33 protein-coding genes and 2 riboswitches are annotated in these 26,387 nt (G+C 39.6%); of the genes, 27 read left to right on the top strand and 6 right to left on the bottom strand.

Annotation, left to right across the window (positions count from 1 at the left end):
• The first annotated feature begins 2 nt into the window (after positions 1 to 2).
• The 4 genes from BMZ06_RS09350 (at position 3) to BMZ06_RS09335 (ending at position 4,288) form a co-directional block, all read left to right on the top strand.
• Positions 3 to 956, top strand: coding sequence for an AAA family ATPase (locus BMZ06_RS09350; protein WP_089751781.1), 954 nt, complete (start codon positions 3 to 5; stop codon positions 954 to 956).
• Positions 953 to 2,167 (top strand): DUF58 domain-containing protein, encoded by a 1,215-nt coding sequence (locus tag BMZ06_RS09345; RefSeq protein ID WP_089751780.1) that lies wholly within the window; start codon positions 953 to 955, stop codon positions 2,165 to 2,167. Before BMZ06_RS09350 ends, BMZ06_RS09345 begins: the two co-directional genes overlap by 4 nt.
• The gene (locus BMZ06_RS09340) at positions 2,164 to 3,384 is read left to right on the top strand and encodes a hypothetical protein (protein ID WP_089751779.1); all 1,221 of its coding nucleotides are present in this window, start codon (positions 2,164 to 2,166) and stop codon (positions 3,382 to 3,384) included. The genes BMZ06_RS09345 and BMZ06_RS09340 overlap by 4 nt, the downstream gene beginning before the upstream one ends.
• Positions 3,385 to 3,478: 94 nt before the next feature.
• Positions 3,479 to 4,288 carry a VLRF1 family aeRF1-type release factor gene (locus BMZ06_RS09335; protein ID WP_089751778.1) on the top strand — a complete coding sequence of 270 codons (810 nt, stop codon included), beginning with the start codon at positions 3,479 to 3,481 and terminating at the stop codon, positions 4,286 to 4,288.
• 44 nt (positions 4,289 to 4,332) lie between these two features.
• On the opposite strand, the gene BMZ06_RS09330 is transcribed toward BMZ06_RS09335, so the two are convergent.
• A complete protein-coding gene (locus tag BMZ06_RS09330) occupies positions 4,333 to 4,638 on the bottom strand; it encodes a hypothetical protein (protein ID WP_089751777.1) in 306 nt (101 codons plus the stop codon).
• Between the two features lie 213 nt (positions 4,639 to 4,851).
• Here BMZ06_RS09330 and BMZ06_RS09325 point away from each other — a divergent pair, with 213 nt between their 5' ends.
• The 4 genes from BMZ06_RS09325 to BMZ06_RS09310 are packed head-to-tail and all read left to right on the top strand — an operon-like array spanning position 4,852 to position 6,943.
• Entirely contained in the window at positions 4,852 to 5,157 is a 306-nt protein-coding gene (locus BMZ06_RS09325; protein ID WP_089751776.1) for an antibiotic biosynthesis monooxygenase family protein, read from the top strand.
• Complete coding sequence (locus tag BMZ06_RS09320; RefSeq protein ID WP_245755990.1) at positions 5,154 to 5,519, top strand: hypothetical protein; 366 nt, start codon at positions 5,154 to 5,156, stop codon at positions 5,517 to 5,519. The genes BMZ06_RS09325 and BMZ06_RS09320 overlap by 4 nt, the downstream gene beginning before the upstream one ends.
• Before the next feature lie 13 nt (positions 5,520 to 5,532).
• Positions 5,533 to 6,192 (top strand): cobalamin B12-binding domain-containing protein, encoded by a 660-nt coding sequence (locus BMZ06_RS09315; RefSeq protein ID WP_089751775.1) that lies wholly within the window; start codon positions 5,533 to 5,535, stop codon positions 6,190 to 6,192.
• A complete protein-coding gene (locus BMZ06_RS09310) occupies positions 6,179 to 6,943 on the top strand; it encodes an STAS domain-containing protein (RefSeq protein WP_089751774.1) in 765 nt (254 codons plus the stop codon). Before BMZ06_RS09315 ends, BMZ06_RS09310 begins: the two co-directional genes overlap by 14 nt.
• Before the next feature lie 117 nt (positions 6,944 to 7,060).
• Here BMZ06_RS09310 and crcB read toward each other — a convergent pair whose 3' ends face one another.
• Both crcB and BMZ06_RS09300 read right to left on the bottom strand, forming a co-directional pair.
• Complete coding sequence (gene crcB / locus BMZ06_RS09305) at positions 7,061 to 7,411, bottom strand: fluoride efflux transporter CrcB (RefSeq protein ID WP_089751773.1); 351 nt, start codon at positions 7,409 to 7,411, stop codon at positions 7,061 to 7,063.
• Positions 7,408 to 7,785: a fluoride efflux transporter FluC gene (locus tag BMZ06_RS09300; RefSeq protein WP_089751772.1), complete on the bottom strand. Its 378-nt coding sequence runs from the start codon at positions 7,783 to 7,785 to the stop codon at positions 7,408 to 7,410. Before BMZ06_RS09300 ends, crcB begins: the two co-directional genes overlap by 4 nt.
• A gap of 261 nt (positions 7,786 to 8,046) precedes the next feature.
• On the opposite strand from BMZ06_RS09300, the gene BMZ06_RS09295 reads away from it, so the two are divergent.
• Positions 8,047 to 8,253 carry a copper ion binding protein gene (locus BMZ06_RS09295; RefSeq protein WP_014644180.1) on the top strand — a complete coding sequence of 69 codons (207 nt, stop codon included), beginning with the start codon at positions 8,047 to 8,049 and terminating at the stop codon, positions 8,251 to 8,253.
• Between the two features lie 290 nt (positions 8,254 to 8,543).
• On the opposite strand, the gene BMZ06_RS09290 is transcribed toward BMZ06_RS09295, so the two are convergent.
• Both BMZ06_RS09290 and BMZ06_RS09285 read right to left on the bottom strand, forming a co-directional pair.
• Positions 8,544 to 8,891, bottom strand: a complete 348-nt coding sequence (locus tag BMZ06_RS09290) for a spore coat protein (protein ID WP_089751771.1) — start codon at positions 8,889 to 8,891, stop codon at positions 8,544 to 8,546.
• 3 nt (positions 8,892 to 8,894) lie between these two features.
• Positions 8,895 to 9,164, bottom strand: a complete 270-nt coding sequence (locus BMZ06_RS09285) for a hypothetical protein (RefSeq protein WP_089751770.1) — start codon at positions 9,162 to 9,164, stop codon at positions 8,895 to 8,897.
• 235 nt (positions 9,165 to 9,399) lie between these two features.
• Between BMZ06_RS09285 and BMZ06_RS09280 the strand changes: the two genes are divergently transcribed.
• From BMZ06_RS09280 to BMZ06_RS09240, 9 genes are all read left to right on the top strand, one after another.
• On the top strand, positions 9,400 to 10,317 hold the full coding sequence (locus tag BMZ06_RS09280) for a proline dehydrogenase family protein (protein WP_089751769.1): 918 nt from the start codon (positions 9,400 to 9,402) through the stop codon (positions 10,315 to 10,317).
• Positions 10,318 to 10,684: 367 nt separating this feature from the next.
• Positions 10,685 to 13,087 (top strand): 3-hydroxyacyl-CoA dehydrogenase/enoyl-CoA hydratase family protein, encoded by a 2,403-nt coding sequence (locus BMZ06_RS09275; RefSeq protein WP_089751768.1) that lies wholly within the window; start codon positions 10,685 to 10,687, stop codon positions 13,085 to 13,087.
• 20 nt (positions 13,088 to 13,107) lie between these two features.
• Positions 13,108 to 14,283, top strand: coding sequence for an acetyl-CoA C-acetyltransferase (locus tag BMZ06_RS09270; RefSeq protein WP_089751767.1), 1,176 nt, complete (start codon positions 13,108 to 13,110; stop codon positions 14,281 to 14,283).
• Positions 14,284 to 14,298: 15 nt separating this feature from the next.
• Complete coding sequence (locus tag BMZ06_RS09265; protein WP_089751766.1) at positions 14,299 to 16,080, top strand: acyl-CoA dehydrogenase family protein; 1,782 nt, start codon at positions 14,299 to 14,301, stop codon at positions 16,078 to 16,080.
• 147 nt (positions 16,081 to 16,227) lie between these two features.
• Positions 16,228 to 16,587 (top strand): arsenate reductase family protein, encoded by a 360-nt coding sequence (locus tag BMZ06_RS09260; RefSeq protein WP_089751765.1) that lies wholly within the window; start codon positions 16,228 to 16,230, stop codon positions 16,585 to 16,587.
• A gap of 81 nt (positions 16,588 to 16,668) precedes the next feature.
• Positions 16,669 to 17,052: a glycine cleavage system protein GcvH gene (gcvH, locus tag BMZ06_RS09255; RefSeq protein ID WP_089751764.1), complete on the top strand. Its 384-nt coding sequence runs from the start codon at positions 16,669 to 16,671 to the stop codon at positions 17,050 to 17,052.
• Positions 17,053 to 17,189: 137 nt separating this feature from the next.
• Positions 17,190 to 17,537 (top strand): toprim domain-containing protein, encoded by a 348-nt coding sequence (locus BMZ06_RS09250; protein WP_089751763.1) that lies wholly within the window; start codon positions 17,190 to 17,192, stop codon positions 17,535 to 17,537.
• A 10-nt stretch (positions 17,538 to 17,547) separates the two neighbouring features.
• Positions 17,548 to 17,862 carry a thioredoxin family protein gene (locus BMZ06_RS09245; protein ID WP_089751762.1) on the top strand — a complete coding sequence of 105 codons (315 nt, stop codon included), beginning with the start codon at positions 17,548 to 17,550 and terminating at the stop codon, positions 17,860 to 17,862.
• A gap of 99 nt (positions 17,863 to 17,961) precedes the next feature.
• Positions 17,962 to 18,288: a hypothetical protein gene (locus tag BMZ06_RS09240; protein ID WP_089751761.1), complete on the top strand. Its 327-nt coding sequence runs from the start codon at positions 17,962 to 17,964 to the stop codon at positions 18,286 to 18,288.
• On the opposite strand, the gene BMZ06_RS09235 is transcribed toward BMZ06_RS09240, so the two are convergent.
• Positions 18,281 to 18,706 carry a TlpA family protein disulfide reductase gene (locus BMZ06_RS09235; RefSeq protein ID WP_245755989.1) on the bottom strand — a complete coding sequence of 142 codons (426 nt, stop codon included), beginning with the start codon at positions 18,704 to 18,706 and terminating at the stop codon, positions 18,281 to 18,283. The genes BMZ06_RS09240 and BMZ06_RS09235 overlap by 8 nt on opposite strands.
• A gap of 66 nt (positions 18,707 to 18,772) precedes the next feature.
• A riboswitch (SAM riboswitch) is annotated at positions 18,773 to 18,881 on the top strand.
• Positions 18,882 to 19,036: 155 nt separating this feature from the next.
• Positions 19,037 to 19,145: riboswitch (SAM riboswitch) on the top strand.
• Positions 19,146 to 19,217: 72 nt separating this feature from the next.
• On the opposite strand from BMZ06_RS09235, the gene BMZ06_RS09230 reads away from it, so the two are divergent.
• From BMZ06_RS09230 to sufU, 9 genes are all read left to right on the top strand, one after another.
• Positions 19,218 to 20,243 carry a methionine ABC transporter ATP-binding protein gene (locus BMZ06_RS09230; protein WP_089751759.1) on the top strand — a complete coding sequence of 342 codons (1,026 nt, stop codon included), beginning with the start codon at positions 19,218 to 19,220 and terminating at the stop codon, positions 20,241 to 20,243.
• Positions 20,236 to 20,904 (top strand): methionine ABC transporter permease, encoded by a 669-nt coding sequence (locus BMZ06_RS09225; RefSeq protein ID WP_089751758.1) that lies wholly within the window; start codon positions 20,236 to 20,238, stop codon positions 20,902 to 20,904. The genes BMZ06_RS09230 and BMZ06_RS09225 overlap by 8 nt, the downstream gene beginning before the upstream one ends.
• A gap of 35 nt (positions 20,905 to 20,939) precedes the next feature.
• The gene (locus BMZ06_RS09220; RefSeq protein ID WP_089751757.1) at positions 20,940 to 21,812 is read left to right on the top strand and encodes a MetQ/NlpA family ABC transporter substrate-binding protein; all 873 of its coding nucleotides are present in this window, start codon (positions 20,940 to 20,942) and stop codon (positions 21,810 to 21,812) included.
• Positions 21,813 to 21,881: 69 nt separating this feature from the next.
• Positions 21,882 to 22,247: a carboxymuconolactone decarboxylase family protein gene (locus tag BMZ06_RS09215; protein WP_089751756.1), complete on the top strand. Its 366-nt coding sequence runs from the start codon at positions 21,882 to 21,884 to the stop codon at positions 22,245 to 22,247.
• Between the two features lie 227 nt (positions 22,248 to 22,474).
• Positions 22,475 to 22,615, top strand: a complete 141-nt coding sequence (locus BMZ06_RS20665) for a YuzK family famiily protein (protein WP_173380435.1) — start codon at positions 22,475 to 22,477, stop codon at positions 22,613 to 22,615.
• Positions 22,616 to 22,851: 236 nt separating this feature from the next.
• On the top strand, positions 22,852 to 23,637 hold the full coding sequence (gene sufC, locus BMZ06_RS09210; RefSeq protein WP_089751755.1) for a Fe-S cluster assembly ATPase SufC: 786 nt from the start codon (positions 22,852 to 22,854) through the stop codon (positions 23,635 to 23,637).
• A gap of 21 nt (positions 23,638 to 23,658) precedes the next feature.
• Positions 23,659 to 24,966 (top strand): Fe-S cluster assembly protein SufD, encoded by a 1,308-nt coding sequence (gene sufD / locus BMZ06_RS09205; RefSeq protein ID WP_089751754.1) that lies wholly within the window; start codon positions 23,659 to 23,661, stop codon positions 24,964 to 24,966.
• Positions 24,966 to 26,186: a cysteine desulfurase gene (locus BMZ06_RS09200; RefSeq protein ID WP_089751753.1), complete on the top strand. Its 1,221-nt coding sequence runs from the start codon at positions 24,966 to 24,968 to the stop codon at positions 26,184 to 26,186. Before sufD ends, BMZ06_RS09200 begins: the two co-directional genes overlap by 1 nt.
• Positions 26,176 to 26,387, top strand: a 212-nt coding sequence (gene sufU / locus BMZ06_RS09195; protein ID WP_089751813.1) for a Fe-S cluster assembly sulfur transfer protein SufU, incomplete at its 3' end; no start/stop codon positions are given. The genes BMZ06_RS09200 and sufU, both read left to right, overlap by 11 nt.

Here is a 26,387-nt window from a genome sequence, read left to right as displayed (position 1 = left end):
GATTGGGCATAAGGACAGAGACTGTAAGGAAAGCGCACGAATCCATTAACCAGGTGATATTAGGAAAGGAAGAAGTTATAGAGTTGTTATTTACAGCAATACTTGCAGATGGCCATGTGCTGTTGGAAAGTGTTCCGGGATCAGGTAAGACAAAGTTGGCCAAGAGTTTTGCGAAGATCATGGATGGTAAGTTCAGCCGTGTTCAATTTACACCGGACGTGCTTCCCAGTGACGTAACGGGAATTCAATTTTTCAATCCAAAAACTCAGGAATTTGAATTGCGAGAAGGCCCCGTCATGACGAATATTTTACTGGCTGATGAAATAAATCGTGCCACTCCTAAAACTCAGTCCAGTCTTTTGGAGGTTATGGAAGAGAAACAGACGACAGTAGATGGAGAAACATTACAAATTAAACCTCCATTATTTGTAATCGCTACTCAGAACCCAATCGAGAGCAGTCAGGGGACCTTCCCTTTACCAGAAGCCCAACTTGATCGATTCATGTTTAAGATAGATATGGGCTATCCCTCAGCTGAAGAAGAAAGAAACATTCTCCGTACCTATCAAATGGATGAACCAATGCATACGTTAATGGCTGATCTTCATATTGAGGATATTCTGACCTTACGCCAAGAAGTAAAAAAAGTGACAATTGCCGAGGATACGATGAATTATTTATTGGACCTTGTACGTTTAACCAGGCATAATCACGATATTGAATTAGGAGTAAGTACTCGTGGAGCATTAGCTTTTATGAGATCCTGTCAGGCTAAAGCATTACTCAATGGGAGAAGTTATGTGACGCCTGAGGATATAAAAAAACTGGCTCCTTATGTATTTGAACATCGTATTGTCCTTTCAATGGAGGGTTCAATTCGAAAAACGAATTCTCAAGTGATAAGTGAAATTATAGAACAAGTACCCGTACCAGTTGAAGCGGGAGATACGCGGTGAAACAGTGGAAGAAAGATCTTGGGTATGAAAATCGCAAGTATTATGATTTTCTTTTGGCGATGATCTTACTGACTGGAGTATTAAGTCTTTTTCTCGATAAATCCATGCTTCTGATACCAACTAGTTTACTTGTAGTTATTGCTCTGGCGAGTAAATGGTATGACGGATACAGCGGGTCTTCACTGAAACTGTTTAATTATAGAACATCCATTAGATTATTTCCTGGAGAAAATACATCTCTTCGTTTTCGATTTAGAAATAATTCTAAAGCTCCTGTCCTAAACGGTCGATTATCTTTTAAGAGCAACTCGAACATTAAGGCTGATGATTCTTTTACCAGAGAGAGTACGAAAGGGTATCAATATTCACTCCCATTCTCATTAATGAGCGAAGGGGAAAAGGAGGTAAGACTTCCAATCAAAGCTGTGAAGCGCGGGGTTACTAAGATTACGGATATTCAATATCGTTTTCCGCATCTAATAAAATTCACTTCAATATCTATGGATTTCCTGCCACTCTATGAAACGGAGATAGTAATTTACCCTATTCAAAAGCCAGTGTATGGAATGGAAGAAGTATTTCAAATAGCGCCTGGTGAAGAACGAGCTTCATTTTCCCCATTTGAGGATTTACTTACTCCTGTAGGAACCAGGGATTATGTATCTTCTGATCCGTTTCATCGTATTCACTGGAAAGCAAGTGCTAAAACGGGCACGCTGCAAACTAAAGTTTATGAACGCCAAGTAGATATAAGTTGGACGATCGTTGTAAATGTAACGCAGCAAACCCGGCTTGGGAATGAACACATATCGAGAAACTTAGAAAATTTATTATCTCATGCCAGTTACCTTTGTCATTTTGCTACACAAAATAACTACGATTTCGAACTGCTAATCAATATGAGGAGACCGCATGACAGACCGTTCTTTTTTCAACCAGAAGGCAGTGGAAATCAACACTTGAAAGATTCTCTGGAGTTATTGGCGAGGATTCAAGTTAACCAGTCATTTATGCCAATGGAAGAGTTAATGCACCGATTACATCATGAGCTCTACAAAAAGAAAACCATTATTATTGTTGGGGATATACCTGAACATACCTATCAATACATAAGAGAATGGAGCCGGAAAGGTTTGAAAGTATTTCAAATCCAATTAGAAGACGGCCAAGCTATCTTGGTGCCTTTTTCTTATAGGGGAGCATATGTATGATTAGTGGTAATAAGTTAACCGTCGTTTCCTATCAATTTGTAAGTGAAGGTCTGGCTTTTTTCTTTTTTCTATTTCTTGTGGGAAGATGGAGCTGGATTTCTCTCCAGGTACCTCTTCTTTCCTTTATAACAGTAGTCATATTGTCGCTTTTATTCTTCCTTGGGGCTTCGAAGTTATCTTCCAGCTTCCTTCCCTTCATTATTGTGGCTGTTTTATTAGCTGGGATAGGCGTAGTTATGGGAGTACCATTGGTATTTAGCCTCATACTTTCCGGCTTTCTGGTTTGGCGTTATCTGTTGCATGAGCAGGAACCTGATCGGGAAAACGAACGATTTATGCTTTTGTTTACGACGATCATTGCTTTTGTATGTATGCTCTTCTTTGCCCAGCCAGAGATTATCATAGTTTTAGCATTGCAGTATGGTGTGATTATTCTTGGTTATTTTTTCTCTCATTACATAGAGGTTTCTAAAAGTGATCGAAAAAAAGGGAAGAAGAAAATAGTGATGCTGATACTCGGGTTTGCCGCTGGAGCATCTGGGCTAGCAGCTTTATTCCAACCTCTAAGGTTAATAATTACAAGTTCATGGCAGGCAGTTTCCATGGTGTTTTTAAAAGGAATACAGGGGTTTTTCTTTATATTAGAGCATACGGGATTTGAAGTATCCGAAATTGAGCCTTTAGCGGAATTAAATCAGGAGCAGGAAGGCAGTGAAATACTTCGTGATTCTGATGAACCACCATCTTCAGGAGACGCTGAACCCTCGGAGCAATTAGCCGAGGCTGCACAGGCGGGAACGGTCGTTTTGCTAATCGTTGGTATTATTCTCATTTTGTATATTATGTACCGTTTAAGAAACAAGAAAAGGTCTGATCGAGTAGATAGACAAAAGTTAACTTATAAAAGCTATGCCCTTCAGTATAGCGATGAGGATCATGAATCAGTTTGGAGATTTAATCGAAGTCCTGCTGACGGTCCAGTAAGAAAGAAGTTTTTGCAATTTGAGAACTATGCTCAAAAATGCGGGTATGGCCGTAAGTATAATGAGTCTCTCCAAAATTGGTTTGAACGGATAGGGATTACAGCAGAGAATCTCCATTTATATCAGAAAGTCCGTTATGGAAATGAACAGCTTTCGAACGATGAGACATCCCTATTTTATGATGAAATTAGGAAGTGGAAAAAACAATTGGCTGGTAAAGAAAATAAGGAATAAAAAATAAAATGTTAGGATTAGAGTTTAAGCGCCCCGATTTCAGGTAACATACTTCCTAGAAGTTAATTTAGCACTTGAAAGGAGTCGCTGTTTTATGGATTTAAACAAAGAAATTAAGAAATTAGAGCAAGTTCATTTAGAAAAACCACAAAAAGTACTTTCAATGTATTTAAACACCGACCCTTCTGACCCTGATCAACAAGGCGGGGAATGGAAGATACACTTAAAAAATGGATTAAATAACTTTGAGTCTTATCTTCAGGAAGATGGAGATTCAGATGAAAAAAGAAATTATTGGGCTGTAAAAGAAAAAGTAGAGCAGTTCATTGAAGAAAATGAACAGCACTTTGCTAAAAGTGTAGTTCTGTTCGCAACCGCAGATGAAACTGTATGGTTTGCTGAGCGTTTCCAAATGCCAGTGAAAACTGAATTTTATTGGGAGGAAACTCCTGTACTGGATCAATTAAAAGAAATGCGTAACTCTTTCCCTAAGACAGGGATTGTATTAACTCAAAAAGAGCAGATTAAAGTAATTGATGCTGAACTTGGTATGCTGAATGATACTCAAATATTTGAGCTTGATTTAAATACTGAAGACTGGAGACAGCATCAGGGTCCTCATCGTGCCCAGCCATCTATGGGATCTGGCGGAGCGAAATCTTCCCAGGGAGATGAGTATAAAGAACGCTTTGAACATAACCGTTACCGTTGGTACAAGAGCGTTGCTCCTAAGATTGATAAGCTGGCTAAGAAGTACGAATGGGAAAGATTTTATCTTGTCGGTGATAAAGAAGAACTTAAAGACTTACAGGATAATATGAACAAAAACGCTGAAGATATGGTTAACAAAAACTTGCTCGATCATGAAGAAATGCATGTGATCGATGAAGTCATCAAATATTAAGTTAGACGAAAAAAGACACCGGGGCAATGCCACGGTGTCTTTTTTTAACATCTAGTGTTATCAGTCAGGTATTCCATTATTAGTAATTTGTCTAATGTCTCATTACCAACACGAAATCCTTTCCGTACATGCTGTTTCACGGATTGATCTACAAATTTCTTTGCCTGATCTGAATCCTTAAAATCTACAAATGTTCGGTTGCCCGTTAATACAAAAAGCATATTTGAATAGGCGAGCTCCATACCTGCCAGTCGAGATTTTTGACTGATTCTTGAGTGATTCCTACATGCTTCCGAGTATAATATTTCAGCTTTAACCCTGCTAAGATTATTCAGAATATATTCTTTCAACAGCTTTGCCTCCTCAAAAAGTGTACTATATTACGCCTTCGCTGATTCTATGATTAAACCCTTCGGTGTATTTTGATTTTTTTTCTTACTTATTGTCAGATTAAGTCGTTCAAGATGAAGAAGTATAAGCTAAGGGTGATCTATTATACATACGTTTCATTAGTATGATAAAATAGTATTTATTGAAAACGAGCTAAGATTGGGGATTTTTAAATGTTTGTAGTTGACTCGACTGTAGAAGTGCCAGAGCATAAAGCTGAAGAATTAATTAATATATATAAAAAACGATCTCGTCTGGTTGATCAGGCCGAAGGGTTTCTTTCTTTTCAACTACTTCAAAAAGAGCGAAAACCTGGAGAATTAACTGTACATTTGGAATGGGAATCTAAAAGTGCTTACTTGAATTGGGCAAGAAGCGATCAATTTAAGAAAATTCATGAGTTGGAACGCCAATATCCTGACCAGGAGTTGCAGGGCATTGTACCGAAAGTTTCCAAATATGAGGTGGTCGCTCAGTGAAGAAAGTGGAGCAAGAGTTTTTGGTAACCCAGGTAGTTACAGAGATTTATCATGATTATCCAAATCTTTGGGAAAGATTTGGTCAGCATGGTAGAGATCGAACGGAAGAGGACAATTATCATCACCTTGACCATTTAAAGACCGCTTATGAAATGGGTAGTGTTACATTTTTCATAGATTATACAGAATGGCTGAACAGTGTCTTGACGGCAAGAGACGTAGGTACGGCTTTAATCATTGATAACTACGAACGGTTGATAAGATTATTGGAGCATTCGGATCTCGAGGATTCATATGAAAAGAAAGTATATATAGAATTTTTGCAGCAAGCCCTGGATTATTTACGTACTCGTTCAGAATAAAGAGGTGACACGTGTGAGTGTACAACACAAACAACTAGCCCAGTACTTCTTAAATGGAGATGAAGATGGGGCGTTAGACTATATGGAAGAGCTTGTAAAGGTTCATTCAAAAGCCTTCCTTTATCAAGAAATCATTACCCCTGCTATGTATTATATTGGGGAGTTATGGGAACAAAACAAAATAACTGTAGCTGACGAGCATTTGGCAACGGCAATTTGTGATTTTTCTTTATCCAGATTAGAGTCCGAACTCAAACCGATTAAAGGCAAGCACCAAACGAATTATAAAGCTTTGCTATTTGGAGTTGAAGACGAGCAGCATTACATTGGCCTGAAGATGGTTGCAGACACATTTAAAGAGCAAGGGTGGAGAGTAAGATACCTTGGTCCGAATTTATCAATGGAGCATTCTATGAGTCAAATTGAAAAATTCCGTCCTGATGTCATTGGATTATCAGCTGCTTTGTCTTATCGCCTGCCCGTGTTAAAAAAAGTTCTCTACCGTTTCATGGAATTGGAGTGGAAGCCTCTGGTTATGATTGGCGGGCGTATGGCTAAGAAGTTTCAATTGGATGAGTTTGAATCCGCACAAGTTATGGTGGTTAAAGATTTAAATCATTTATATCAGTGGTTTAATGAAGGAAGGGAAGGCGCAATAAATGAAACAAGTTGAACGCGTCTTTCCGCTGCCTTACTATCGTATCAATAAAAACTTCTTTATATATGCTTATTCTAAAGAAGCTTGTGATTTGCACGGTGTGAAAGAACATTTGCTTGATATTTTTGATGAAGCGAGTCTCACAAAAGTTAAAGGAACGATAAAACCGGAAATTCAAAAAGCCTCCCTTGAAGTTCATTTAAAACCTCTGGATGAGGAGGATTCTATAAAAACGGCTGATATGTACGTCTCGTGGGAGAATGATTTATATGCTGAAGTTCTATTACACGTGAAAGATGAGCGACTGTCTAAAGTTACCCAGACATTAACTCAGCTTCGAAGCCGTTTAAATGACACGAATTTTGAACTTTTTGAAGAGAAGGAGAAATTAGAAGAAGCGATTGAGCAAAGCAATCGTTTATCTGCTCCATTTATTGTGCTTTCGGCGGACACAGCGATGATCCCCTTGTTTGGAGATATTACCATTGAGAAAATGCACGCGGTAGAAGATAGTTTACTGAAGTCCTCACAGAGAGAAGGTATTGATCGACTGCTGTTTGATTTCACAGCAGTAGGTGAATTTAATAGGGATGGGATTCATGTTCTAACAGATATGATGAAGTCTCTGTTTTATATGGGAGCGGAAATAATTATTATAGGCATCCAGCCGCATCAGGCAAAACAGCTGAACGACTTAAAGCTTCCGCTGGAAATAAATTATATGCACTCGCTGCAGCAGGCTGTAGCTAAATATTGTGCTCAATAAACCCCTCGATTTTGAAATAAGAGAAATCGAGGGGTTATATATGGTTGCCACCATCATGAGCGTAAAGTTCATAAACTGTTGGAAAAACTAGTTAAAATGAAATGTGTATATGGGGACTCAGAGAAGGAGAATGAAAAAGAGGCCGGCCACAGTAATTATAAGCGAGGTTCCAGCATAAACGAATCCTTTCTTCCATTGGCCTTGTTCAATTAAGTGAAAAACCTCGTAGCTGAAAGTAGAATAAGTAGTATAACCTCCACAAAATCCAGCAGCCAATAGCAGCCATAGCCAATCTTCCAGACCAACTGTTTCCTGTAGACGAATTAGAATGCCTAGTAGTAATCCTCCTGAAATATTAGCTGCTGCAGTACCTAAAGGAAAATCACTTTTACCATTCAAGAGATTACTCACTTCAAATCGAGCGATGGCACCAATCATCCCCCCAAAAAACACCAGCAAAATACTCATATAAACCACTTCTTTCCCCACTGGGACCCAAGAATGGTCATAATACCTCCAAGCAGAAGTGTCCCCGTTATGTAGAGTAATGCTAAATAAGTGTCCGTAAAAGTTAATTGTACAAATTCAGAAGTGAAGGCTGAAAATGTAGTAAAAGATCCAATCAATCCGGTCGTTACAGCCTTCTTTAGGACACCGGCTTTAGTGAAAAATTTTGAAAAAAAATGATACATAAAGCTTAAAAGAAAACAACCGAGCATATTTACTATGAATGTCCCATAAGGAAAGCCTCCATGGGAAGGAAATAGAGTCGAAATAATATAACGTAAACTTGCGCCCGCTCCGCCCCCGCAAGCGATACCTAAATATATGTACTTTCTCATAATGAAATCTCCTAACTGTAGTAAAAAGGGAAAAACAAGTATAAATTAGCTTAAATAAATCTTTCTAACTTCCTTCAGTTTATATTTAAATATGTTTTGTGTCAGCCTTTATAATAGAAGCTTCTGAAAAATTCAATGCTCAGATGTTATTCCATCGCTAAATTGTGGAATAGTAAATATAAGAGGAGATAAAAAAGAAAGTTTAACTGATTTCTCAGAATGTATTTCAATTATTAAGTGAAATAGGAAGGTTGTGAAAAAATGGATCTAACATTAGAAGTAAACGGTATGAGTTGCGAGCACTGTGAAAAAACAGTAAAGGAATCTCTTGAAAAATTAGAAGGGGTTCACGGAGTAGAGGTACATTTAAGCAGTGGTAAAGTAGACGTTATGTATGACGAAGCTTATGTATCTAAAGGCATGATGAAGGAAGCAATTGAAGCACAAGGGTATGAAGCAGTAGGTTAATCTTAGACACCCGGCTATTAAAGCCGGGTGTCTCATTTTTTGTTATTGGCTATCAGGACTTGTCATATATAATTGAGTAATCAAATCGAAGCGATCGCTTATTTTAAAAAACTCAATACAACTTTCAGGCGTTTAACGCGCTTCGTGGTTACAGTCCATCGGATTAATTACATGGATCGAAGGTGCTTGAAAAAGAGATACCACAGGTAAAGGGTGATGGTATCTATATCGATTTCTCTCTTTTAGAAGTATCACTGATTAACTCAATTATCTAGCTTGAATGGAGAAGGTTATTGCACGGTGTAAGGAAGCTGCGATTTATAGCCGTTGAATTGCTGATACGATTGCTGAACCTTTTGCTGCTGCTCCTGTTCAACAGCATACCAGCCGTTTTTGAACATGAGATTGTATAAGTTACGCTGACAATCTTGCGTTTCTTTAAAAATAGTTGCAAGATCCTGATAAAGCGACTGATTACTCGCTTCATTTAAAGCAATGTTATAAGAAGCCGTCATGTATTTTTCTGTGGTTAATTGGTCATTTAAAAAGTCACGCTCATTCATCTGAGGTGTTTTAGGTACAGATGTCTCGGGATTTTGTATTTTGCTTGAAGTTTGCTTCAATTTAATAACCTCCATTCATTAATTAGGTTTTTGGGTTTGGGTATCCAGGTGAGTCAGGATTTTATTGTAATGTCGCTGATGCATCTGTCCAGCTTCTTCTAAAGCTGATTGGATTTCAGGAGTTTGACAGTTCTGCGCAAAAAAGTGAGCTTTTTTGCAGGCGTTTAAATTCCATGAAAGCATGTCCGTAATATAAAGCTGGTCTTTCGTACTTACGACTTCTGGGACTTGAGCCATTGGTTGAGCCTGCTGCTGCATAGAAGACGGTTGGTTTTGTTGTTGTTGCATAATATCTTTACCTCCTTTTAAAATTCTTTTGTAGTATTCCAAAAAAATTACTTTCTATCATTAATAAACCCATTTTTATGGAAAAACATACAAAATTCGAAGCGTGAAGCTCCGATTATGTACCCATTTATCTTAAAAGATGATAAAATAAGAGTGTGTTTTCGTTTACAAAACTCAATTTTCTTACATTTAATTCACGGTAAAAGAGATAAAATTGGTAGTAGGGGGAAGTGTGATGGAACAAATTTTACGAAATTTCTTTTTGTTTCTCTCCAAAAATCGTTTCTTTACAAAGTTGGCTAAAAAATACGGTCTCCGATTCGGCGCTGGTCGATTTGTAGCAGGTGAAACGATTCCAAATGCAGTTGATACAATTCAAAAGCTTAATGATAAAGGAATGTCAGTAACCATCGACCACCTCGGAGAATTTATTGATAGTAAAAAAGAAGCTCGAGAAGCAGCCGATGGGTGCATTGAAGCTATTAAAGCAATAGGTGAGCATCACCTGGATTCACAACTTTCATTAAAGCTTACATCTATGGGGCTGGATATCTCAGAAGAACTCGTAATGGAGAATATGCGTCGCATTCTGGATGTGGCTGAGAAAGAAGATGTATTTGTAACGATTGATATGGAAGACCATGATCGCTGTGATAAAACGCTTGAGATTTTTAAGAAGCTGCGAGCTGATTACGATCACATTGGTACTGTCCTGCAAGCCTATCTTTATCGAGTGGCGGAGGATGTGCAAGACCTCAATCAATATGACCCGAACCTCCGCTTAGTGAAGGGAGCTTATAAAGAGTCTCCCAAAGTTGCGTTCCCCGAAAAAAAAGACGTTGATGAGAACTATAAAAAAATTATCAAAATGCACCTTTTAAATGGAAATTATACAGCTGTTGCGACACACGATGATGCAATTATTGAGTACACGAAACGGTTAGTGGAAGAAAATAATATATCTAATGACCAGTTCGAATTTCAAATGCTTTACGGGATCCGCGTTGAAAGGCAGGAGGAACTTGTGAAAGAGGGGTATAAAATGAGGGTTTATGTCCCCTATGGTAATGATTGGTATGGTTATTTTATGCGACGCTTAGCCGAACGTCCGGCGAATGTAGCCTTTGTTCTGAAAGGTGTCCTTGGAAAATAAGGACCTCTAAAGGCCGTGTCATGACAACAAACTTGCTGTGACACGATCTTTTTTTGATGATAATAAACTTTAGGAACCTTAACCAAGGTGTTAATCATAAGATAGTCGTGGGCAAGTGCAGATCCTACAGTTGTTTAGTGGACGCAGCTGCGTAGAAGATAGGTTGGTTTTCCGTCTAGTTCTGAATGAATAATTGTTTTTACCATTCTTCCTTTTCAAAACGAAATATTTCCAGCATATTGTAGAAAAAAGGATTGCGAAATGTCAGAAAATAATTTATATTAGTATTAGATACGAACTCAGCAACATTTATTTTTTTGGTTATAAAATGAATGAGTATTCATTCAAATGGATAGGGGGACATAGTATGAATCGTAAAATAAAGCGTGCAGCTGTTTTGGGATCTGGTGTCATGGGGGCTGGAATAGCCGCACATTTAGCAAATATCGGAATTCCAGTACTTATGCTCGACGTTACTCCTCGCGAACTGAACGATCGTGAGAAAAAACAGGGAAAAACACTTGAAGACAAAGAGGTGAGAAATCGGATATCTTCAATGAATAAAGAGGCATTAAAAAAACAAAAACCTTCTCCGATTACCAGTAAAGCCAGCCTGAATTTAATCGAAGTCGGCAACATGAGTGATGACATGGAAAAACTCAGTGAAGTCGATTGGATTATCGAAGTAGTCGTGGAAAATTTAGAAGTGAAAAAGAAAGTGTTAGCAGAGGTGGATCAGCATAGAAAGAATGGAGCTATTGTAAGTTCCAATACATCAGGAATTTCCATTGAAGCCATGTCAGCCGAGTGCAGTGAAGACTTTCAAAAGCATTTTCTAGGCACTCACTTCTTTAATCCGCCGCGTTATCTAAAGCTGCTTGAAATAATTCCTACCAAGGATACGGATCCTGAAGTTCTTGAGTTTATAAAAACATTTGGGGAAGACGTTCTCGGTAAAGGCGTAGTAGAAGCTAAAGATACACCGAATTTCATAGCGAACCGAATTGGAACATATGGGTTACTTGTAACCGTGCAGAAAATGCTAGAGAAAGGGTACAGCGTTGGGGAAGTAGATTCTGTCACCGGTCCAATGATTGGCAGGCCAAAAAGTGCTACTTTCCGCACATTGGATGTAGTTGGACTGGATACTTTCATTCATGTAGCCAATAACGTTCATGACCAAGTAGTAGAAGGAGAAGAGAAAGAAGCTTTTGAAATCCCTGAATTTATGAACCAGATGCTTGAAAAAGGCTGGTTGGGTTCAAAAAGCGGTCAAGGTTTCTTCCTGAAACAAAAAAGTAAGGATGGTAGTGAAATATTACAGTTGAATCCTGAAACTATGGAATATGAAAAACGAGGAAAGTTGAATACAAAAGCAACAGAAATGGCTAAACAGGAAAAAGGATCCGGGCGCAAACTAAAAGCGTTAATAAATGCTAAAGGTGACCCAGCGGGAGATTTAATCTGGTCCATAGTCAAACCCGTGCTCCTTTATTCCGCTGAATTGTATGGTGAAATCGCTGACGACGTCCCATCCATCGATGAAGCGATGCGCTGGGGATTCGGATGGGAAATGGGACCATTCGAAATGTGGGATGCCATCGGAGTTCAAGCTTCTGTGACCCGTATGAAGGAAGATGGTGAAAACATCCCTGCCTGGATAGAAGATATGCTGAATAAAGGTTTTGGGTCGTTTTATAAAACCGAAAATGGAAACGTTTACTTTTACCATAACGCGGAGTATAAACAGCAGACTTTCAACAAAAAGAATATTAATTTAAAGAGAGTTAAAGAGACAAAAGACGTAATCAAAAAGAATGCGGGAGCAAGCTTAATAGATATAGGGGACGATGTGGCCTGTCTGGAATTCCATTCCCAAAGCAATGCGATCGGACTGGATATCATCCAAATGATTAACTTTGCGATAGACCACGTTGACGAGCACTACAAGGGGCTGGTCATAGGAAACCAAGGTAAAAACTTCTGTGTAGGTGCAAATCTAGGGATGATGCTTATGGAAGCACAGGATTATAACTTTTTTGAGATTGAAATGGTCGTGAAAAATTTCCAGGATGCGCTAATGAAAGTAAAGTATTCCGACAAACCAGTTGTTTCAGCACCTTTTGGAATGACGCTTGGTGGAGGTGCAGAGGTTTGTCTCCCATCTGATGCTGTGCAGGCTTCACCAGAAACTTATATGGGACTGGTTGAACCGGGTGTCGGGCTGATTCCGGGAGGCGGAGGAAATAAAGAGCTTTACATGAAGCATCTTAGAAATATTCCTGAAGGGGTCGACTTCGACCTTCAAAAAGTAGCCAACAATGTATTTGAAAAAATTGCGATGGCTAAGGTTTCTACTTCGGCTGAAGAAGCCAGAGAAAACGGTTTTCTTGATCAGATGGATGCTATTAGCGCAAATGGTGATCACTTGCTGCATGATGCTAAACAGAAGGTGATCGGTCTGGCTGATTCAGGTTACACAGCCCCGAAAAGAACAAAAATCCCAGTGGTTGGAGAACAGGGATATGCCACCATGCTGTTAGGTGCCAAATCATTGTTGCTAAGTGGATATGCAAGTGAACATGACTTGAAAATCGCTGAAAAATTGGCATTCGTTCTTGCAGGCGGACGGTTAAAAGAAGGTTCGCTTGTAGATGAACAATACTTATTAGACCTGGAACGCGAAGCCTTTCTAAGTTTGATCGGTGAACCAAAAACACAAGCACGAATGCAACACATGCTGATGAAAGGGAAGCCGCTTCGTAACTAATTATTAAAGGGGGAAGAACCGTGAAGGAAGCAGTCATTGTTGCAGGAGCACGGACACCTGTGGGCCGCGCCAAAAAAGGAGCATTTGCCCATACGCGTCCTGATGATCTTGCCGCACTAACCATAAAAGAAACGTTAAAAAGAGCTGGTAACTACGAAGGAAGCATTGATGATGTCATTATTGGGTGTGCTATGCCTGAAGCAGAACAAGGTATGAATATGGCACGCAATATAGCGGGGCTTGCTGGGCTCCACCATAAGGTTCCGGCCATTACCATCAACCGCTATTGTTCTTCAGGACTTCAAAGTATTGCCTACGCCGCGGAGAAGATTATGCTTGGGCATAACGATACCGCTATCGCCGGTGGTGCAGAGTCTATGAGTTTAATTCCTATGGGAGGTCATGTGATCAAGCCAAATATTGAATTGGTCAAGAATGCTCCTGAATATTATATGTCGATGGGGCATACGGCAGAGGAAGTAGCAAGGCGTTTCGAAATATCAAGAGACGATCAGGATGCTTTTGCTGTTCAAAGTCACGAACGTGCGGCCAAAGCGATTCAAGAAGGGAAATTCAATGATGAAATCGTACCCGTTGAGGTAGAAGACAGAGTTCTAGGCGCTGATAATAAAGTAAAAGAAAGTAAAAAAACGATATCTATGGATGAAGGTGTACGCCCTGGTACTACCAAGGAAGTCCTCGCTAAACTGAAGCCTGCCTTTTCAACAAAAGGATCGGTCACTGCTGGGAACTCTTCGCAAATGAGTGATGGAGCAGCCACTGTTCTCGTAATGGATCGTGAAAAAGCAGAAGCGGAAGGTTTAAAGCCTTTAGTAAAATTCCGTTCCTTTGCTGTAGCAGGGGTGGAACCTGAAATTATGGGAGTAGGACCGATTGAAGCTGTACCGAAAGCGCTTAAAATGGCTGGGCTAAGTATTCAGGATATTGGCTTATTTGAATTAAATGAAGCGTTTGCCTCACAATCCCTCCGTGTTATACGTGAACTTGGACTTGATATAGATAAAGTGAATGTTAATGGGGGAGCAATAGCTCTAGGTCACCCGTTGGGATGCACGGGTACAAAGCTGACGTTAGGATTAATTCATGAGATGAAAAGGCGCAATGAGCAGTTCGGTGTCGTAACGATGTGTATTGGTGGCGGTATGGGAGCAGCTGGAGTTTTTGAGTTAATATAAGAGGAGGAAGAACAAATGAGTGAATTAAAAGAAATGATTAAGGGCGGCGGATTCATGGTGGAGGATTTATCGGCCGAGGACGTTATCACACCTGAAGATTTCACGGATGAACATTTGATGATTGCTAAAACAGCTGAAGATTTTGTGTTAGGTGAAGTCGTTCCGAAGATTGATAATCTGGAAAATCACGAATTTGAGCATTCTGTAAAATTGCTGAAGCAAGCGGGTGAGCTTGGATTGCTGGGAGCAGATGTGCCGGAAGAATACGGTGGTCTTCAATTAGATAAAATCAGCTCCTCATTAATTACAGAGAAATTTTCCCGCGGAGGAGGATTTTCTGTTACTCATGGAGCACATGTGGGTATTGGTTCACTGCCTATTGTGTTTTTCGGTAATGAAGAACAAAAGCAAAAGTATCTTCCCGTACTGGCTACAGGTGAAAAGATCGCAGCTTATGCTCTGACAGAACCAGGGTCTGGATCAGATGCCCTGGGAGCCAAAACAACAGCAAAACTAAATGAAGCTGGTACTCATTATGTTTTAAACGGTGAAAAACAATGGATTACAAACTCTGCATTTGCCGATGTTTTCGTCGTTTACGCTAAAATAGATGGTGATAAATTCACAGCCTTTATTGTAGAAAGAGACTATCCAGGCGTTTCTACAGGACCAGAAGAGAAAAAAATGGGAATAAAAAGTTCCTCTACACGTACGCTCGTACTTGAAGATGCCGAAGTTCCTGTCGAAAACGTTCTTGGAGAGATTGGACGCGGCCATGTAATTGCCTTTAACATCCTAAACGTAGGACGATACAAGTTGGCAATTGGAGGAGTCGGGGGAGCAAAGCGTGCTGTAGAACTTTCAGTGAAGTATGCGAAAGAGCGCAAACAGTTTAAGACTCCGATTGCAAGCTTTCCACTTATTCAAGAGAAGATTGCTTCCGTGGCTTCAAATACCTATGCCAATGAAAGTGCAGTATATCGAACTGTAGGGCTGTTTGAGCAGAGTATGGGTAAACTTTCTGAAGAAGAACTTAAAGATGGTGCAGCAGTTGCCAAAGTCATAGCAGAGTACGCAATTGAATGTTCCTTGAACAAGGTTTTTGGTACAGAGTTACTGGATTTCGCTGTCGATGAGGCTGTTCAAATTCATGGTGGTTATGGATTTATGGCAGAATATGAAGTCGAAAGGTTGTATAGAGATTCCCGAATTAACCGTATATTTGAAGGAACAAATGAAATTAACCGAATGATTGTACCAGGTACGCTTCTTAAAAAAGCCATGAAGGGCGAACTTCCATTGCTTCAAAAAGCGCAGTCCCTTCAAGAAGAAATTATGACGCTTATGCCAGAAGAACCAGGTATTGAACCTTTGGAGCAAGAGAAGTATTTATTAAAGAATGCTAAGAAAATAGCTTTACTTGCAGCTGGTTTAGCTGCTCAGAAATATGGTGAGAAAATTGAAAATGAACAGGAAGTTCTCGTTAATATAGCTGACATTACAGGTGAGATATATAACATGGAATCTGCTATTCTTCGCACGGATAAGGCCTTGCAGAAAACTGGTGAAAGTAAAAATGAATTGAAACTACTTTACACCCAGGTTTATACCCAAGAAGCATTTAACCGAATTGAAGCTCATGCGAAGGAGACGTTGATCGCTGCTGAATCAGGTGACTCCCTTCGAATGATGCTCGGTGCGCTGCGTAAGTTAACTCGACATACTCCAATTAATGTAATTGCGAAGAAACGGGAAATAGCTGCCGCACTCATTCAAGCAGAGAAGTTTGTAGTATAAATTCATTCATTATACCCCTGCTTTGCCCGTCAAAGCAGGGGTTTTTGTTTACTTTTAAGGGAAATCACCATTAAATTAGGTTAACCGATGAAATAAATATCTTCATTATGGTAAAATATAAAATATCAAATGTAAGGAGTGACAGTTATGTCGGTTACCTTTTATTGGTACCCCAAATGCGGGACTTGCAAAAAAGCTAAACAATGGCTGGATGAACAAGGGATAAATTATACGTCCATACATATCGTGGAAGAAACCCCGAATTCTAATGAGCTGGAAAAACTAATCCAGCAAAGTGATCAACCTGCTCGTAAGTTTTTTAATACGAGTGGTAAGAAGTATAGAGAATTGAATATGAAGGAAAAACTGAAGGATGCTACTCAGGAAGAAATGATTGAATGGCTTGCTTCAGATGGCATGTTAATTAAAAGGCCGATTGCCACTGATGGAAACAAAGTCACTGTTGGTTTTAAACCTGAAATTTATCAAGAAGTTTGGGGACAGTGAGCAGAACATTGGAAATAAAAGCAGCAAGCTTTTATGTTTGTAATTGTTATTAAGTATATTTAATTTAATGGAGGTATTTAAATGAGTGTACCAAAAGATCTGCGTTACTCTGAAGAACACGAATGGGTTAAAGAAGAAGGCGGAAAAGTCCGTATCGGAATTACAGAGTTCGCTCAATCTGAACTGGGAGATATTGTGTTTGTAGAGCTTCCTGAAGTAGGGGACGAACTCGAAGCAGATGAGCCATTTGGCAGCGTAGAATCTGTGAAAACAGTGTCAGAATTGTACGCTCCTTTAAGCGGTAAAGTGGTAGAAGTGAATGAAGAGCTCGAAGACAGCCCGGAATTCGTAAATGAATCCCCTTATGAAAAAGCGTGGATGGTGATTGTGGAACCAGGTGATTCTTCTGAAATGGATGAACTTATGACATCCGATCAATATGAAGAAATGATTAATGAAGACTAAAGTCAAGCAGTTACCATGAGCAATTGTACAGGCAGGGCTACATATGATCCTTGTCTGACATGATCGTGTATCATATTAATCATGTTCAGACCATGCCCCTTTGGCATGGTCTGTTTCTATATAGTGGGTGATAGAAAATGGATGGAGAAAGAATTATAATCGTTGAGGGAATAACAGATAAGCGAAAGATCAAGAAAATTCTTGATGAAGACATAGAGATCATTTGCACACATGGAACGCTGGGGATTGAACGGATGGAGGAACTGATATACGATTATAATCTTGATGAGCGCAGGGTGTATATTCTTGTCGATGAAGACGATTCCGGCTATAAATTAAGAAAACAGCTGTCAGAAGAACTGCCGCATGCCGTACACATCTATATCGATAAAGCATTTCGGGAAGTGGCTGCCACTCCTGAGCCCGAATTAGCTAGAGCCTTATTAAATAGGCACTTTAACGTAAAGTCCATTTATCTTATTTAGGAGGATCATAGTGCAAGAAATAGATAACAAGTCAGCAGGCCATGAGTTAGAAGAACAAAACATTGGATTAACATTCATCCATACTCCTTTTTGCGGAACCTGCCATCTGGCTAGAAAAATGCTTACGACCATTGAGGTCACATATAACAGGGATTTATTTAAAGAATGCAACGCTTCGCTGCATCCTGACTTAATGAAAACGTATCAAATTAAAAGCGTGCCCTGTCTTCTTATAACCCATCATGGAGAAATTCTAGAGAAAATTTATGCGTTTCATTCTGTTCCTTTTATGTATGATAAACTTTCTGAATATGTAAAAAAATAAATGAATCACCCGGTAAATGACGAACGATTCTTCGTTATTTTAGAAGGGATGACTCCTCCTTATCAAGAATTTATTTAACAAATAAAGGAGGAGTTAACAATGATGGAATTCATACAAGATTGGGTTAAACAAGTGAACCAGAGAGCTGATCTTTTGCCCACTTGGCGGGAACGTACGCTTAACGTAATTCTACTGGTCGGCAGTCTTAAAATTTACATGTATATAGACCAGTCAGGTGTACATCTTAAAACAGATCATCAGGATAATGGGCATAATGACATTCGCCTGCAATCTTCCAGTAGTATTATGAAAACTTTGTTTGCGGGAGAACAAAAGTTAACTTCTCTTCCCCAAACCACAATTAAAGTTCAAGGGGCGTACCGGAATATATTATTTATAGAATCCCTTCTATTATTGGCTAGATAAGTTCACCGAGAGATTCTACAACGGATAAGAAATCTGCCTTATCCCCGAATTGTGAATGAATAAAACCATCCTTATTAATTAAAACAGTAGTCGGGACCCCGTCGCTGTTATACAAATCGTAAATTGTTCGTCCTTGGTCTTTAAGGGCTGGCTGAGATAAAAACTTTGCCGCATATTCTTCTGCCTCAGCTTCGCTCCGTTCACGTCCTGATACATTAATAGTTATCATTTTTACTTTCTCATGATCCATTGTTTTATAAAGTTGTTCTTTTTTAGGTAAATCTTTCCCGCTATCAGGGCACCACGAGGTCCAAAAAGTAAGCACTATGACTTTTCCCAGATCCTCTTTAATATTATAAGTTCCTTCCTTATTTATATACGGAAGTTCGAAACTTGGCGCATTCCTCAACGTAACCACTCCTTAATTGTTGACTTAATTTGTAGCCCCATGCTAACATAATTATTAATTTAATAGCGACATCTTCACTTATCCAGAGAGGCGGAGGGACTGGCCCTTTGATGCCCGGCAACCGGTTCATGCAGATGAACACGGTGCTAATTCCTGCAAAGTATTTTACTTTGGTAGATGAGAAGAGCGTTTTAAACGAACTCTTCTAAATAGGGAAGAGTTTTTATTTTGTCGAATTTAAAGGAATATTATCAAGTTGACACGAAATTCTAACAATGCTAGAATCCTTTTTATAGTACGTACACGTATTAAAGTGATAATAAATTAATATAATAAAATCTCTTATCCAGAGAGGCGGAGGGACTGGCCCTTTGATGCCCGGCAACCGGCAAGCTAAGACTTGGCAAGGTGCCAATTCCTGCAAGGTAATTCCTTGTAAAGATGAGAGAACAGATAAAGATTGTTACGCTAACCTTTCTGTTCTCAAGCAGAGAGGTTTTTTTATTGGAGGGAAGACGACATGATTTCAATTAAAGGCTTATCAAAAGTCTTTCGTACAAAACACCAGGAGGTCCGTGCCGTCGACGATCTTAGCCTACAAATAAAAAAAGGTGAGATTTACGGGGTCATTGGTTATAGCGGTGCTGGAAAAAGTACGTTTATAAGGCTGCTAAACCGCCTGGAAGATCCAACGGACGGCAAGGTCACTATTGATGATCAAGAATTAACTTCTTTAAACAAAGGGAAGCTGCGGGAGGCCCGTCAGGAGATTGGTATGATTTTTCAGCATTTTAATCTTTTGTGGTCTCGAACCGTACACGATAATATCGCTTTTCCGCTTGAAATAGCTGGCGTACCTAAAAGCGAAAGAACCAAACGTGTGAATGAATTAATAGACCTGGTAGGCCTTAGTGGACGAGGCAATTCTTATCCGTCTCAGTTAAGCGGCGGACAGAAACAAAGAGTAGGAATAGCTCGTGCGTTAGCGAATAAACCGAAAGTTCTTCTTTGTGATGAAGCGACGTCAGCACTTGACCCGGAGACAACGGATTCCATTCTTGATCTCTTAGTAGACATTAACGAGAAGCTTGGACTGACAATTGTACTCATCACCCATGAAATGCATGTGATCCGAAAGATCTGCCATCAGGTAGCCGTTATGGAGCAAGGTAAAATTGTGGAACAGGGAGACGTGCTTGATGTTTTCCTTTATCCAAAAGAGAAGGTTACCAAGAAGTTTGTGGATCAGGTAATGGGAGACCCTGAACGGGAACATTCACTTCAACTCATAAAAGATACCTATAAAACTGGAGAAATTCTTCGTCTGCACTTCGTAGGTGAGAACACCAATCAGGCTTTAATCAGTGAAGTGTCCAGAAAGTTTGTGCTAGATGTAAACATATTGCACGGAAAGATCACCCAAACCCAAAAGGGTGCTTATGGAACGATGTTCGTTCAGTTCCTTGGCGAAAAAGAAGAAATCACTCGTGCGATTGAATATATTCAATCTACCTCTGTAGAAGTGGAGGTGAGTCCAGATGATTAATCAATTTTTTCCGAATGTCACTATGGATGATTTGATAACAGCTACTAATGAAACGCTCTACATGACGCTTATCTCTGTAGCAGGTACGTTTATTTTAGGCTTACTGTTAGGTTTGCTTCTATACTTGTCAGGTCCTGGGGGCCTGTGGCATAACAAGATATTAAACTGGATAACAGCTTCAGTTGTTAATATATTCAGGGCTATACCCTTTATCATTTTAATTCTGTTATTATTCCCATTTACGGATTTTCTCATTGGCACTATTCGAGGCCCTAAAGCGGCACTCCCTGCGTTAATTATAGGTGGCGCACCATTTTATGCAAGGCTTGTTGAGATTGCATTGAAAGAAGTAGATAAAGGGGTCATTGAAGCTGCTAAATCGATGGGTTCTAAATCTTCTACCTTGATTTTTAAGGTGCTGCTCCCAGAGTCTATGCCAGCTCTGGTTTCCGGGATTACCGTTACAGCTATTGCTTTAATCGGATATACTGCGGTGGCGGGAGCGATCGGTGCCGGTGGATTAGGTGACTTTGCCTATTTCTACGGCTTTCAGCGAAGCGACTTTGATGTTGTCTTTATTTGCACGATTCTCATTGTGATTATTGTTTTCATTTTCCAATTTATCGGGGACTTCGTTTCGAGAAAATTGGATAAAAGATAAAAAAATTTAAATTATATAAAAAGGAGAGAGTATTCATGAAAAAAATTACACTCGGTATTTTTACTTTATTATTAATCATCCTTTTATCAGCATGCGGTTCATCTGATGAAGGCAACTCCGGTTCTGAAGATAGCAGCAGCGGCGACGGCAGTTCTGAAGAGGGAACTACTGAAATAGCTGTTGGAGCTACAAGTGTCCCACACGCAGAAGTACTTCAAGAAGCTAAACCATTACTTGAAGAGCAGGGAATTACGCTGACCATTGAAGAATATCAAGATTATGTGCTTCCTAACCAGGACTTAGCTGAAGGAAGAATTGATGCAAACTATTTCCAGCACATCCCTTATTTAGAAACACAAATGCAAGAAAATGATTATGACTTTGTAAATCTTGGCGGTATTCACATTGAACCTATGGGTATCTACTCTCAAAACATCTCAAGCGTTGATGAAGTTCCAGAAGGTACTACCCTGGTGATGAGCCGTTCAGTAGCTGACCATGGAAGAATTCTTTCTCTTCTTGAACGTGAAGGACTGGTGAAATTAGATGAAAGCGTAGATAAGGTAGATGCTACAGTAGACGATATTGTTGAAAACCCAAAAAATCTTCAATTTGACTCTGGTGTAGATGCAGCGACATTACCTGAGATCTACAAACGAGAAGAAGATGCTTTAATAGCCATTAATACAAACTACGCGATTGAAGCTGACTTGAATCCAAGTGAGGATTCATTGATCCTTGAAGGTTCTGAATCTCCTTATGTAAATGTGATTGCAGCTCAGAGTAAAGATGAAGATTCTGAAGCTTTGCAAACTTTAGTAGAAGTGTTACGTTCAGAAGAAATTCAAACGTTCATGAAGGAAGAATATAATGGAGCTGTTGTACCTGTAGATGGCAGCGCTGAATAACGGATAAGATAAGTGACTGCGGTTTATACTAACCGCAGTCACTTATTTTTATTGGGAGGTTAGAATGCGATGCAAGAACAACAAATGAATTGGACACAGACGTATTTACATGATTATAAAGAAGGTTTGGGTGATTTTACTGAGAAAATGCCAGAAGTAGCTCATCAATTCAGTGAATTTACAGAAGCGTGTTTTAAAGAAGGCGAACTCTCCAAAAAGCAGAAACAATTGATGGCACTAGGAATAAGCATAGTCGCTCAAGATGAATATTGTATGATTTACCACACAAAAGGTTGTGTTGATCAGGGTGCAACAGAAAAGGAAATTCTGGAGGCTTGTGGGGTAGCGGCTGCCTTTGGCGGAGGCGCGGCTTTGAGCCAGGCTGTAACATTGGTTCAGGATGCGTATTTGGATTTAAATTCCAGTGTCAATTAGTCTGAATAGTTAGAAAATTAGAGGAAAACAGATGTATTCAAATGTACTGGTCGAATCAAACGCTTTCATCTAAAATAATCAATTAAAATCAGATATTTCAAGGTTTATCCCTGATTGTGCAGGGGTAAAGATTTGTGGTACTCTGAATTGTGTAAATAATCTGAAAGGGTTGATTCGTTATTAGTGACCAACTGCATTTAAATTACACTGCTGAAATGGAAAAAGCCATGCATCAGGCTCATAATCTGAGTTATGCCGAGTACAGCAGCAAGTTGGATACACGCTTGAAAGTAGAAGAAAAACGCCAGAAAGAATTTGAACAAGGTCAGAAGATGTTTGCTCAACTAGATCGTCAATTGCATAGATAACTTAAGCATAGAATCAGGTGATCTTTAGTCACCTGATTTTTTCATGTTATAATAATGTAGAAACAGAGGAATTTTACTCGTAAATTGTTAGAAAATCGGCTTATTTCCATCAGGAGGAAAAAGTTGATATCACTTTCTAAATGATATAAGATTATAATGAGAATAAATTGAGAATGGTTCTACTATCTAAAATAAATAAACCCATTCCATTACTATAGATACTGGAGGTATTAATTATGGCAGGATCAACTTTAGAAATTAAAGATCTTCATGTGGAAATCGAAGGTCTAGAAATACTTAAAGGTGTAAATCTTACAATTAACGGCGGTGAATTTCACGCGGTTATGGGACCAAACGGAACAGGTAAATCTACTCTAGCCTCCGCTATTATGGGCCACCCTAAATATGAAGTAACTCAAGGTGAAATCTTATTAGACGGTGAAAATGTCCTTGAAATGGAAGTGGATGAGCGTGCGCAGGCAGGACTTTTCCTTGCTATGCAGTATCCTAGTGAAATCAGCGGTGTAACTAATTCCGATTTCCTGCGTTCTTCTATCAATGCTCAGCGTGAGGAAGGCGACGAAATTTCCCTTATGAAGTTCATTAAAGACATGGACTCTAAAATGGAAACATTGGATATGGATAAGAATATGGCTCAGCGTTATCTAAACGAAGGATTCTCAGGTGGCGAGAAAAAACGTAATGAAATTCTTCAGCTAATGATGATTCAGCCAGCTATTGCAATTCTTGATGAAATCGATTCTGGTCTTGACATCGATGCTCTTAAAGTCGTAGCTAAGGGTATCAATGAAATGCGTAATGATGCATTTGGCTGCTTAATCATTACTCACTATCAGCGTCTTCTAAACTACATTACTCCTGATAAAGTTCACGTAATGATGCAAGGCCGCGTAGTTAAATCAGGCGGACCTGAGCTTTCCCAACGTCTTGAAGAAGAAGGTTACGACTGGATTAAGCAAGAATTGGGAATCGAAGACGAAACAATCGGTCAAAAAGCGTAACTAAGATAGGAGGGTTAACACATGACAGTAGACGTCTCACTACCATACGACAAAGAGTACGTAACACAATTTTCCAATGGTTTACAAGAGCCGGAGTGGATGAGAAACCTTCGATTGGATGCCTTGGAAAAATCGGAAACACTTCAACTGCCTAAGCCTGATAAGACAAATATAAGTAAGTGGAATTTCACTGAGTTTAAACACAATGTTCAAGGCGAAGTTATTGATTCACTTGAGGATTTGCCAGCTGAAATTCAAGACTTTTTAGATAAAGAGAAAGAACAGCAAAACCTGGTTATTCAAAGAAATCATACGGTAGCCTATGCAGCGATCGATCAGGAATTAAAAGATCAAGGTGTCATTTTTACCGATATGGCTTCTGCTCTCAGAGATCATAGCGATCTAGTACAGAAATATTATATGAATGATGCTGTACACGTGGACGAACATCGACTTACAGCCCTTCATGCAGCTTTAATGAACGGTGGAGTCTTCCTTTATGTACCTAAAAACGTACAAATTGAAGAGCCTATTCAAGCGATTTTCTGGCAGGAGGACCCAAAAGCTTCTTTAATCAACCACATTCTCGTGGTGGCGGAAGAGAATAGTTCTGTAACGTATGTGGAGAATTATATCTCTCATAATAAGGAAGAGAAAACTTCAGCAAATAATGTTACTGAAGTAATTGCCAAAGACGGTGCCAAAGTTTCATTTGGTGCTGTTGATAACTTTGATTCTGGAACAACGGTTTATATGAACCGTCGCGGTGTTGCTTATCGTGATTCTGTGATTGAGTGGGCTTTAGGGCAAATGAATGAAGGCGATACTGTGTCTGAAAATATCACTCATTTAATTGGTGATAATTCTCATTCAAATGCGAAAACAGTAGCCATTGGCCGCGGTAGTCAAAAGCAGAACTTTACTGCAAATATTACCCACTTCGGTCAGGGCTCAGATGGATATATACTTCAGCACGGTGTCATGAAAGACAAAGCTTCTGCAATCTTTAATGGCATTGGCAAGATAGAGCATGGTGCTTCCAAATCTAATGCTGAACAAGAATCTCGTGTACTCATGCTTAGTAAAGATGCACGCGGCGATGCTAACCCGATTCTTCTTATAGATGAGGATGATGTAACTGCTGGTCACGCTGCTTCTGTCGGCCGAGTGGATCCTGTACAGCTTTACTATCTAATGAGCCGCGGTATTTCCAAGTTTGAAGCAGAACGTCTCATTATTCACGGATTCCTTGCTCCTGTTGTTAAACAGCTTCCTGTGGAAGCCGTTAAACGTCAGCTGACTCAGGTAATTGAAAGGAAAGTATATTAATGGATATCAATGCGGTACGCAATGAATTCCCGATTCTTCATCAGGAAGTAAATGGCCATCCGCTTGTATATCTGGATTCATCCGCAACATCTCAAAAGCCGATTAAGGTCATTGAAAAACTTGATGAATACTATCGCGGATATAACTCAAATGTTCATAGAGGCGTTCACACCCTGGGAACATGGGCGACGGATGAGTATGAAGGTGCTCGTGAAAAGGTTAGAAGGTTTATTAATGCTTCCAGTACTCAGGAAGTAATCTTCACTCGCGGAACAACGACAGCCATTAACACCGTTGCGTCAAGTTATGGAAGAGCTAACCTCAAGGAGGGGGATGAGATTGTCATCACCCCAATGGAACACCATAGTAATATCATTCCATGGCAGCAAGTGGCAAAAGAAACAGGGGCCGTTTTAAAATATATGCCTCTTCAGGCTAATGGAACGATTAACTTGGAAGATGCGCGGGAAACAATTACTAAGGACACAAAAATTGTAGCGATCATGCATGTTTCCAACGTTCTTGGAACGATAAATCCAATAAAAGAACTAGCATCCATTGCTCATAAAAATGATGCGGTTATGTTAGTAGACGGCGCCCAAAGTGCACCGCACATGAAAATTGATGTTCAGGATTTAGATGCAGATTTTTATGCTTTTTCCGGCCATAAGATGTGTGGACCAACTGGAATTGGAGTTCTTTATGGTAAAAAAGCGCTCCTTAAAAATATGGAACCGGCTGAATTCGGGGGCGAAATGATTGATTTCGTAAATTGGTACGATTCAACGTGGAAAGACTTGCCTTGGAAATTTGAAGCAGGAACTCCTATTATTGCTGGAGCTGTTGGTCTAGGAGCTGCTATCGATTTCTTAAATGAAGTGGGTCTGGACGAAATCAAAAGCCATGAACAAAAATTGGCTGCTTATGCACAAGATAGAATGCAGCAAGTGGAAGGTATGACGATTTACGGACCGAAAGAAAGAGCAGGTCTTGTTACGTTTAACCTATCGGATGTTCATCCTCACGATTTAGCGACCGTATTGGATGCTGAAGGAATTGCCGTTCGTGCGGGGCATCACTGCGCTCAGCCTTTAATGAGATGGCTTGAAGTGTCAGCAACGGCTCGCGCCAGCTTTTATCTGTATAATACAGAAGAAGAAATTGATAAACTTGTTGAAGGATTACAAACAACAAAGGAGTATTTTGGCGATGTCTTTTAACAATTTAGATACACTTTATCGCCAGGTCATTATGGATCACTATAAAAACCCACGTAATCGAGGGGCAATTGAAGGAGATCACATGACAGTGGATATGAATAATCCGACCTGTGGTGATCGCATACAACTTCAATTACAAGTAGAAGATAATCTGGTTAAAGAAGCCAAGTTTGATGGAGAAGGCTGCTCCATCAGCATGTC

The organism is Halobacillus alkaliphilus, assembly GCF_900113125.1.
In the GTDB taxonomy this organism is placed as follows: domain Bacteria; phylum Bacillota; class Bacilli; order Bacillales; family Halobacillaceae; genus Halobacillus; species Halobacillus alkaliphilus.
This window is presented reverse-complemented; position numbering and strand designations above follow the sequence as displayed.

What these genes read in the sequence shown, in the direction of transcription:
- BMZ06_RS09250 (WP_089751763.1), top strand. Translation starts at nt 17,190, where the DNA reads ATGGATGGAGAAAGAATTATAATCGTTGAGGGAATAACAGATAAGCGA.
- sufD (WP_089751754.1), top strand. Translation starts at nt 23,659, where the DNA reads ATGACAGTAGACGTCTCACTACCATACGACAAAGAGTACGTAACACAA.
- BMZ06_RS09230 (WP_089751759.1), top strand. Translation starts at nt 19,218, where the DNA reads ATGATTTCAATTAAAGGCTTATCAAAAGTCTTTCGTACAAAACACCAG.
- BMZ06_RS09280 (WP_089751769.1), top strand. Translation starts at nt 9,400, where the DNA reads ATGGAACAAATTTTACGAAATTTCTTTTTGTTTCTCTCCAAAAATCGT.
- gcvH (WP_089751764.1), top strand. Translation starts at nt 16,669, where the DNA reads ATGAGTGTACCAAAAGATCTGCGTTACTCTGAAGAACACGAATGGGTT.
- BMZ06_RS09325 (WP_089751776.1), top strand. Translation starts at nt 4,852, where the DNA reads ATGTTTGTAGTTGACTCGACTGTAGAAGTGCCAGAGCATAAAGCTGAA.
- BMZ06_RS09335 (WP_089751778.1), top strand. Translation starts at nt 3,479, where the DNA reads ATGGATTTAAACAAAGAAATTAAGAAATTAGAGCAAGTTCATTTAGAA.
- BMZ06_RS09220 (WP_089751757.1), top strand. Translation starts at nt 20,940, where the DNA reads ATGAAAAAAATTACACTCGGTATTTTTACTTTATTATTAATCATCCTT.
- BMZ06_RS09290 (WP_089751771.1), bottom strand. Translation starts at nt 8,891, where the DNA reads ATGGAGGTTATTAAATTGAAGCAAACTTCAAGCAAAATACAAAATCCC.
- BMZ06_RS09200 (WP_089751753.1), top strand. Translation starts at nt 24,966, where the DNA reads ATGGATATCAATGCGGTACGCAATGAATTCCCGATTCTTCATCAGGAA.
- BMZ06_RS09295 (WP_014644180.1), top strand. Translation starts at nt 8,047, where the DNA reads ATGGATCTAACATTAGAAGTAAACGGTATGAGTTGCGAGCACTGTGAA.
- BMZ06_RS09215 (WP_089751756.1), top strand. Translation starts at nt 21,882, where the DNA reads ATGCAAGAACAACAAATGAATTGGACACAGACGTATTTACATGATTAT.
- BMZ06_RS09300 (WP_089751772.1), bottom strand. Translation starts at nt 7,785, where the DNA reads ATGAGAAAGTACATATATTTAGGTATCGCTTGCGGGGGCGGAGCGGGC.
- BMZ06_RS09265 (WP_089751766.1), top strand. Translation starts at nt 14,299, where the DNA reads ATGAGTGAATTAAAAGAAATGATTAAGGGCGGCGGATTCATGGTGGAG.
- sufC (WP_089751755.1), top strand. Translation starts at nt 22,852, where the DNA reads ATGGCAGGATCAACTTTAGAAATTAAAGATCTTCATGTGGAAATCGAA.
- BMZ06_RS09225 (WP_089751758.1), top strand. Translation starts at nt 20,236, where the DNA reads ATGATTAATCAATTTTTTCCGAATGTCACTATGGATGATTTGATAACA.
- BMZ06_RS09260 (WP_089751765.1), top strand. Translation starts at nt 16,228, where the DNA reads ATGTCGGTTACCTTTTATTGGTACCCCAAATGCGGGACTTGCAAAAAA.
- BMZ06_RS09310 (WP_089751774.1), top strand. Translation starts at nt 6,179, where the DNA reads ATGAAACAAGTTGAACGCGTCTTTCCGCTGCCTTACTATCGTATCAAT.
- BMZ06_RS09285 (WP_089751770.1), bottom strand. Translation starts at nt 9,164, where the DNA reads ATGCAACAACAACAAAACCAACCGTCTTCTATGCAGCAGCAGGCTCAA.
- crcB (WP_089751773.1), bottom strand. Translation starts at nt 7,411, where the DNA reads ATGAGTATTTTGCTGGTGTTTTTTGGGGGGATGATTGGTGCCATCGCT.
- BMZ06_RS09340 (WP_089751779.1), top strand. Translation starts at nt 2,164, where the DNA reads ATGATTAGTGGTAATAAGTTAACCGTCGTTTCCTATCAATTTGTAAGT.
- BMZ06_RS09240 (WP_089751761.1), top strand. Translation starts at nt 17,962, where the DNA reads ATGATGGAATTCATACAAGATTGGGTTAAACAAGTGAACCAGAGAGCT.
- BMZ06_RS09275 (WP_089751768.1), top strand. Translation starts at nt 10,685, where the DNA reads ATGAATCGTAAAATAAAGCGTGCAGCTGTTTTGGGATCTGGTGTCATG.
- BMZ06_RS20665 (WP_173380435.1), top strand. Translation starts at nt 22,475, where the DNA reads ATGCATCAGGCTCATAATCTGAGTTATGCCGAGTACAGCAGCAAGTTG.